Annotated in this window: 6 protein-coding genes; all 6 read left to right on the top strand. The window is 33.6% G+C overall.

Features of this window, described 5'->3' with window-relative positions:
- The first annotated feature begins 480 nt into the window (after positions 1-480).
- Positions 481-789, top strand: a complete 309-nt coding sequence (gene rpsJ / locus CLOBL_RS26980) for a 30S ribosomal protein S10 (protein ID WP_002582605.1) — start codon at positions 481-483, stop codon at positions 787-789.
- A 75-nt stretch (positions 790-864) separates the two neighbouring features.
- On the top strand, positions 865-1494 hold the full coding sequence (gene rplC / locus CLOBL_RS26975) for a 50S ribosomal protein L3 (RefSeq protein WP_077861807.1): 630 nt from the start codon (positions 865-867) through the stop codon (positions 1492-1494).
- 26 nt (positions 1495-1520) lie between these two features.
- Complete coding sequence (gene rplD / locus CLOBL_RS26970) at positions 1521-2141, top strand: 50S ribosomal protein L4 (protein WP_009167813.1); 621 nt, start codon at positions 1521-1523, stop codon at positions 2139-2141.
- Entirely contained in the window at positions 2141-2437 is a 297-nt protein-coding gene (gene rplW / locus CLOBL_RS26965; RefSeq protein WP_009167814.1) for a 50S ribosomal protein L23, read from the top strand. Before rplD ends, rplW begins: the two co-directional genes overlap by 1 nt.
- Positions 2438-2501: 64 nt before the next feature.
- Entirely contained in the window at positions 2502-3335 is an 834-nt protein-coding gene (gene rplB / locus CLOBL_RS26960; RefSeq protein WP_077861806.1) for a 50S ribosomal protein L2, read from the top strand.
- A gap of 65 nt (positions 3336-3400) precedes the next feature.
- Positions 3401-3513: ribosomal protein S19 family protein (locus tag CLOBL_RS26955; RefSeq protein WP_179117852.1), on the top strand; the 113-nt coding region annotated here is incomplete at its 3' end.

Raw genomic sequence — 3513 nt, 5'->3', positions numbered from 1 at the left:
TGGAAGAACTGTAGGTTCTGGAGTTGTTACTAGCATAGTAGAATAATAAAATTAAATGATTTATATTTAATTTTTATAAATAAAGGCAAGGATTAATTCCTTGCTTTTATTCTATATATAATGATCGATCTTATATTGAGAGTAGAGCAATAAATTAGTAATTAAATTGTGTAAAGATAAGATTAAAATTATAAATCTAGTAGAAAAATAATATTAAAAAACAAAAAGTTAAGAAAATGTAAAAAAAAGCTTGAAAAGACTATACAACAATAGTATAATTAAGAAGTTGCATAGCATACAGCGATGAATCAGGAGGTTGCCGGACTTCCGGGTAATTCTTGATGAGTAAGTTTGGATCTAGAATCCGACGACAGGGAATCGGTGAGCTGTTGTGGAATGATGAAACACCTGGAACAGTTTACAGAACAACCGCTGTTGTGCGTTAGAAGTAAAACGTACATAAAGAAGGAGGGAAATGAAATGTCAAAGCAAAAAATAAGAATTAGATTAAAAGCTTTTGATCACACAATATTAGATCAATCAGCAGAAAAAATTGTTGAAACTGCTAAAACATCAGGAGCTAAGGTTGTAGGTCCAGTGCCACTACCTACTGAAAAAGATGTTGTTACAATCTTAAGAGCAGTTCATAAGTACAAAGATTCAAGAGAACAATTTGAAATAAGAACTCATAAGAGATTAATCGATATTGTTAATCCATCACCAAAAACTGTTGATGCATTAATGAGATTAAATCTTCCAGCAGGTGTTGATATAGAAATCAAACTATAATGCTTGGAAATAATATAAAAAACGGCTAGTTATGATTGTTAACAGTCCGCTAATTAGTTTGGGAGGTGTAAATACATGAAAAAAGCTATAATAGGAAAGAAAATAGGAATGACACAAATCTTTGATGAAAATGGTAAGGTGGTTCCTGTAACAGTAGTAGAAGCTGGCCCATGTGTTGTTGTTCAAAAGAAAACATTAGAAAATGATGGTTATGAAGCAATACAAGTTGGTTTCGATGAAATTAGAGAAAAGTTAGCTAACAAGCCAAGGAAAGGTCATTTTGCTAAGGCTGGAGCTACATTAAGAAGAACTCTTAAAGAATTCAGACTTGATGATATAAGTCAATATGAAGTTGGTAACGAAATAAAGGCTGATGTATTTGAAGCAGGAGAAAAAATTGACGTGTCTGCAGTTTCTAAAGGAAAGGGTTTCCAAGGAGCTATAAAGAGATGGAATCAACATACAGGAGATATGACTCATGGTTCTAAATTTAAAAGAGCACCAGGTTCAATGGGAGCTTCATCAGATCCATCTAGAACATTCAAAAACAAGAGGATGCCAGGACATATGGGATCTGTTAATACAACAGTACTTAATTTAGAAGTTGTAAAAGTAATAGCTGAAAAGAATTTAATACTAATTAAGGGTGGAATCCCAGGACCTAACAAAGGTACAGTAGTAATTAAAGACACAGTTAGAGCTTAATTTCTTTGAAGAAAGGAGGAAATAAAATGCCTACAGTAGGAGTATTTAATAAAGAAGGAAAGAAAGTTGCAGATATGGAATTAAACGAAAGCGTATTTGCAGCAGAAGTTAACGAATATGCATTACATCAAGTTGTAGTAGCATTATTAGCTAACAAGAGACAAGGAACTCAATCAACTAAAACTAGATCTGAAGTTAGAGGTGGCGGAATTAAGCCTTGGAGACAAAAGGGTACTGGAAGAGCAAGACAAGGTTCTATCAGAGCACCACAATGGATCAAAGGTGGTATTGTATTCGCACCAAAGCCAAGAGATTACAGAGTTTCAGTTCCAAAGAGTATGAGAAAGGTTGCTATGAAATCTGCTTTAACTAGCAAGGTTCAAGATAATCAAATGATAGTTCTTGATTCACTAAATTTTGAAGCACCAAAAACTAAAAATGTAGTTGAAATGTTAAAAGCATTAGAAGCTAATAAAGCATTAATTATAACAGCAGAGTCAAACGAAGTTGTTTATAAGTCAGCAAGAAATATTCAAGGAATAAGCATTATTCCAGCAAACAACATCAATGTATATGATTTATTAAAATATGAAAAATTAATCATTACAAAAGATGCTGTATCAAAAATTGAGGAGGTGTACGCATAATGAAGTTAACAAGCCATGATATAATAAGAAAGCCAATTATAACTGAAAAGAGTATGGCGTCTATGGCCGAAAAGAAGTACACTTTCATAGTTCATGTTGATGCTAATAAATCTCAAATAAAGAGAGCTGTGGAAGAAGTTTTCAATGTTAAAGTTGAATCTATCAACACTATTAACGGTATAGGGAAAACTAAAAGAATGGGCGTACATGTAGGAAAGAGAGCAGATTATAAGAAGGCTGTTGTTACATTAACAGAAGAAAGCAATGGAATTGAATTCTTCGAAGGAATGCAATAGTATTTCAATAAAGCCATTATTGGTGAGGATCACCAGAGAAGCTTAAAGAAGGAGGGAATTTTAAATGGCAGTTAAAAAATTTAACCCGATTACACCATCAAGAAGACAAATGACTATGCCAACTTTTGAAGAAATAACTTCACAAGAGCCAGAAAAGTCACTTCTTGTTGCATTAAAAACTAAAGCGGGTAGAAATAATCAAGGTAAAATCACTGTTAGACATCGTGGTGGTACTGTTAAGAGAAAATACAGAATAATAGATTTTAAAAGAAATAAAGATGCAGTTTCAGCAAAGGTTGCAACTATAGAATACGATCCAAATAGAACAGCATATATTGCACTTCTTGTATATAGTGATGGAGAAAAGAGATATATCCTTGCACCAGCAGGATTAAATGTTGGTGATGTAGTAGAATCAGGAGCAAATGCTGATATCAAACCAGGTAATGCTCTTCCATTAAAGAATATACCAGTTGGTACAGTTATTCATAACATAGAGTTACAAAAAGGAAAAGGTGGTCAATTAGTTAGAGCAGCAGGAAATTCAGCTCAATTAATGGCTAAAGAAGGAGATTATGCAACTCTTAGATTACCATCAGGTGAAATGAGATATGTAAGAATCGAATGTAGAGCTACTATCGGAACACTTTCAAATGCAACTAACGATATCGTTAATATCGGTAAAGCAGGAAGAAAGAGACATATGGGATGGAGACCAACAGTTAGAGGATCTGTAATGAACCCTAATGATCACCCTCACGGTGGTGGTGAAGGTAAGTCACCAGTAGGTAGACCAAGTCCAGTTACTCCTTGGGGTAAACCAGCACTTGGATACAAAACTAGAAAAACTAAGAAGTATTCAGATAAATTTATTATCAAAGATAGAAGAGCTAAGTAGTTTGAGGAGAATAGTAAGTTCTCTTCATAACTTAGGACTTAGTGCTTAGGAAGGGAGGCATATTAGTGAGTAGATCAACAAAGAAAGCACCTTTTGTTCATGAAGGTCTTTTCAAGAAGATAGAAGAAATGAATGGTAATGGAGAAAAAAAGGTTGTTAAAACTTGGTCAAGAAGTTC

The sequence above is a fragment of the Clostridium sp. BL-8 genome (assembly GCF_002006495.1).
Classification (GTDB): Bacteria; Bacillota; Clostridia; order Clostridiales; family Clostridiaceae; genus Clostridium.
The sequence above is the reverse complement of the archived record's forward strand: the minus strand, read 5'-3'. Positions and strand labels throughout refer to the sequence as shown.

Coding starts and splice junctions, on each gene's coding strand:
- rpsJ (WP_002582605.1), top strand. CDS start 481: ATGTCAAAGCAAAAAATAAGAATTAGATTAAAAGCTTTTGATCACACA.
- rplC (WP_077861807.1), top strand. CDS start 865: ATGAAAAAAGCTATAATAGGAAAGAAAATAGGAATGACACAAATCTTT.
- rplD (WP_009167813.1), top strand. CDS start 1,521: ATGCCTACAGTAGGAGTATTTAATAAAGAAGGAAAGAAAGTTGCAGAT.
- rplW (WP_009167814.1), top strand. CDS start 2,141: ATGAAGTTAACAAGCCATGATATAATAAGAAAGCCAATTATAACTGAA.
- rplB (WP_077861806.1), top strand. CDS start 2,502: ATGGCAGTTAAAAAATTTAACCCGATTACACCATCAAGAAGACAAATG.